The following is a 4,314-nucleotide window of genomic DNA, read 5'->3' on the forward strand; positions in this document are numbered from 1 at the left end:
GGGCCGAAACTCTCGTATGCAGTCATTGCCAAAGAAGCTCTTTCGTCTGAACAGGAGGCAAAAAAACTGGCCCGGAAGGTATCGGTCGATGTAAGTGTGTTCGACCAGGCCGGATGCGCCTCTCCGCATAACCTGTATATTGAAAAGGGAGGAGAAGTGTCTCCGGAACGCTTCTGCGCGATTTTGGCGGAAGCATTTCCGAAAACAGAGATACAGATACCCAAACCGTCGGTTTCTCCGGAACAAATTTCGGCGATTCATTCGGCGCGGGGTGTCTATGATTTCAAAGGAAAGGTCTGGGGAAGCGATACGATGTCGTGGACAATTCTGTATTCCGACGACAACGAACTGTGTAAGCCGGTGTATTCCCGAACGCTTATGGTACATTCGGTAGAGCATATAAATGATGCCCTGCAACATATCGAAGAGTATATCCAGACGATCGGAATAGCCGCTCCCGAAGAAAAAGCCGTCGCTTTTGCCGACGAGGCGACCGCGGCAGGCGTGGCACGATGCCCGCAAATCGGCCGTATGCTGAATTTTGAAATGCCGTGGGACGGCGTATTCCTCTTTGACCGGTTGGTCAAATGGAACACGTTGGGCGGCCCGTTGCGGTAAACTTTGCACAAACAGGTGGAAACCATTTCAAACCGGCGCATAGCAAAAAACACCTTGTATATGTATGCGAGGATGTTTTTTGTGATGATAGCAGCACTGATATCCTCGCGCATAGTGCTGAATGCGTTGGGTGAAACGGATTATGGCATATACAGTGTTGTCGGCGGGGTCGTGACGATTGTTTCCTTTTTGAACGGCGCATTGAGTTCATCGACCAGCCGTTTTCTTGCCTATCAATTGGGCTGTGGTGACTTTCGTGAACTGTGCGACACTTTTTCGGCATCCCTTACCCTGCATATTGCCGTAGCCGCCATTGCCGTATTGGTTGGTGAAACGATTGGCCTGTGGTTCCTGCTGCACAAAATGGTGATTCCTCCGGAAAGGATGATGGCTGCCTTATGGGTGTATCAGTTCTCGATTGTTACCGTGGTTTTCACGTTTACGCAAGTCCCGTATTCCGCCACCCTGATTGCCCACGAACGTTTTTCTATCTACGCCTATGTGGGGCTTTACGAGGCTTTTGCGACCTTAGGCATTGCTTTCCTAATCAAATATGCACCTGCGGACAGATTGATTTTCTATGCCCTGCTGTTGATGATGAACAAGATAGGTATACAGCTATTTTACAGATATTACACATCACGATGTTACAAGGAATGCCGTTTCCGCAGGATTAAGGACAAATCGCTATATGAAACATTGATGGGTTATTCGGGATGGGACTTGTTTGGTGGTATGGCTATGGTGTGCCAGGGTCAAGGGGTGAGCATCGTGTTGAACATGTTTCTCGGACCGGCGGTCAATGCCGCAAGAGCGATAGCGACTCAAATTGAAGGAGCTGTCAATCAATTTATTACAAATATCATGGTTTCTGCCCGTCCGAGTGTTATAAAGAGTTTTGCGCAGCAAGATTACGATACGATGTATGAATTGACTTTCCGCATCATGAAATATGCGTGGATGCTGATGCTGGCCATCATTCTTCCGCTGTGTTTTGAAATGCGGTACATACTGCGGATTTGGCTGGTGGATGTCCCGAATCACACATTGTATTTTTCGATCATTGTATTGATCGGATCTTTATTGCAAACAATTCATTCCGCACAGTTGATGGCGTATCATGCCATCGGCAGAATCAAGGCGGGGAATGTGGAAGGCGGGACGATGATGATGATGGCGCTACCTGTCAGCTATTGCATCCTCCGTTTCGGCGGACGAGCCGAATGGTGCCTTGTCTCCATCGTGCTGCTTAACTTCATCGCCCAACTCAACGGATTACGTCTTATACACAAATATGTTCCATTTAGTTTGAGAAGTCTCTTTCGAACGGTATATCTCCCCATTGGCAAGGTGACATTGTGCGCGGTGGTCGTGCCCATGTTTGTTTATTGCCTTATGCCGGAAGGGGGTGTCCGTTTCGTGTGCAATGTGGCATTCACGGAATTGAGTATTGGTCTGTTGGTATGGTTTGTCGGTCTGTCCGCACGAGAAAGGACGATGGTTATGAACCTTGTAAAACATAAAATATGCGCAAAATTACAACATTAGACGGAATAGAATTGGTTCCGATAGGTCTTGGGACATTTCCTTTTCAGAGAGAGGAGATGTGCCTGCTCATTGAAAATGCCGTGGCTGTCGGATATCGGCTGTTCGATACAGCTGATGATTATCGGGGAGAGACAGGCATCGGCATGGCGGTGGAACGTCTGACAAAATCGGGGCGAATCAAAAGAGAGAGTCTATTTCTGCAGACAAAAATTTCAGCAAACGGTTCATATGTCAATGAACCGCTCTCAGGAGTATATTTCAACAAATATTCCCCATTCATGCAAAAGCATTCGGTTGCAGAACTCGTACGGGAAAAAGTACATATTTCCCTGCGGGAAATGCACACCGAGTATTTGGACTCTTTGTTGATACATCTTCCTTATGAGGATTATTTCCCCGATATCTGGGAAACGATGGTTCGGCTGAAAGACGAGGGCAAGGTCCGATATCTGGGGGTCTCCAATTTTCACCCACGACACATCGGGCAGCTGCCGACGGAGGCGAAACCCGATATCAATGAAATATATATAAGTCCCATAGGGACGAAAGACGCACAAGTCGAATATGCCGGGAAAGAGGATATTCTGCTCATGACCTATTCTCCGTTGATGGATGTGGCGGCCCAACGAATCAAGGCGGAAGGGACGATAAAGGGAATCATGCAGAAATACGGAAAAACATTGGCCCAGATCGTCTTGCGTTGGAATGTGGACCGCGGCTGTATCCCCCTGCCGCGCACTAAAAATCCGATGAGATTGAGAGAGAATTTTTCAATCTTCGATTTTCAACTCACGGCTGATGAAATCGAAACCATATCTTCGATGAATCGCGATTATCAGTATATGGCGGAATCTACAATCTGCCCGGGAATATAACAAATATGAAAAACAAGATTTTACACATCATAAACGCCGGAATCCGGCGAAAAAGTTACTGGTACAATGACATATTGTTTGCCGATTGTCCGAAATTTTGGAAGCACCGTACATTCAACCTCGATATCGTCAATCTCGGCAGTTCCTCAGGGAAATACGCTTTCGACTATTCGGGGCTGGGATTGAAGGGGGCAAACTGGGCAATGGCTCCGCAGTCTTTGGTCGCCGACCTGGCTATTCTGAAGACATACAGCAGTTTCCTTAAACCACAGGGCGGAACCGTGCTGATTCCGTTGTGCCCGTTTTCCTGTTTGGGAGGAAGCAGTTTGTATTTGCCGGATAAATATTACAGTATCCTGCGTATGTCTTCGATACCTTATTGCTCTTATAAAAAGCAGCAGGAGGTGTTTGCCAAAAGGGACAATCCCTTGCGCTATTATCCTTCCGTTGAGGTGATACGGGATATTTGGCGTTTATTTCGTAATCCCGACAATTCGATTCCCGAAAAAGAATTTCGCTGGAACGCCGAGCAGTTTATAAACGGCTGGATGCACGAATTCAGCATACTGGATTTCAAGCATCCGCTCATCCTGAAAAATCAAGATGCGTACGAGGATGGCGTGCGCATATTGAATGAAATGATTCGATTTTGTTTGGAGCGCAATTTCCGTCCGGTCATCGTCATTCCTCCCGTAACCAAACAACTATCATTGTTGTTTACAGCCGATATGCGTGAAAGGTTTATTTATTCTTTTATCGAACAGGGGAACAAACAAGGCATCGAATTTTTTGGATTATTTCGAGGATGCGGATTTTTCTGACAATCCGGAATTATTCCGCAATTCGTTCTTCTTGAACAAGGTGGGAGCAAAACTCTTTACTCGTCGTATTATAAAGGATCTGAATGTTATATGAATTTGTCTACATCTAAATTGACTGGTAGGTAAAAGATATTATCTGCAAAAATAAATATATTGGTGACATGTTATTTACCTCCTTTACTTTTTTAATATTTTTGCCAATCGTATTTTTGTTATACTGGTTTGTTTTTAGGCAACTGAAATGGCAAAACCTGTTAATAGTAGTGGCAAGTTATGTCTTTTATGGATGGTGGGACTATCGGTTTGTGATATTGATAGCTATCACTTCATTATGTAGTTTTTTTAGTGGCCTTTTAATAGAAAGATTCAAGAGTCTGACTAGTCCTGAATAACCGTTACAGTTATTGGACAAAAATAAATTATTTATTACAGTTCAGCAAGGTTAGTCTTGC

General features: G+C 45.3%; 4 protein-coding genes and 1 pseudogene. All 5 read left to right on the forward strand.

What is annotated here, in order from left to right:
• A partial coding sequence (locus tag Q0Z70_RS13100; RefSeq protein ID WP_298075189.1) for an acyl-CoA reductase occupies nt 1–618 on the forward strand: 618 nt, incomplete at its 5' end.
• 60 nt (nt 619–678) lie between these two features.
• Complete coding sequence (locus Q0Z70_RS13105) at nt 679–2,166, forward strand: hypothetical protein (RefSeq protein WP_298075191.1); 1,488 nt, start codon at nt 679–681, stop codon at nt 2,164–2,166.
• Nucleotides 2,145–3,041: an aldo/keto reductase gene (locus Q0Z70_RS13110; RefSeq protein ID WP_298075193.1), complete on the forward strand. Its 897-nt coding sequence runs from the start codon at nt 2,145–2,147 to the stop codon at nt 3,039–3,041. Before Q0Z70_RS13105 ends, Q0Z70_RS13110 begins: the two co-directional genes overlap by 22 nt.
• A 5-nt stretch (nt 3,042–3,046) precedes the next feature.
• Nucleotides 3,047–3,862, forward strand: a complete 816-nt coding sequence (locus Q0Z70_RS13115) for a hypothetical protein (RefSeq protein WP_298075195.1) — start codon at nt 3,047–3,049, stop codon at nt 3,860–3,862.
• Between the two features lie 161 nt (nt 3,863–4,023).
• Nucleotides 4,024–4,227: pseudogene (locus Q0Z70_RS13120) on the forward strand (MBOAT family protein); the annotation flags it as partial.
• Nucleotides 4,228–4,314: the final 87 nt, after the last annotated feature.

This window comes from uncultured Bacteroides sp. (assembly GCF_947632445.1).
Taxonomy (GTDB): domain Bacteria; phylum Bacteroidota; class Bacteroidia; order Bacteroidales; family Bacteroidaceae; genus Bacteroides.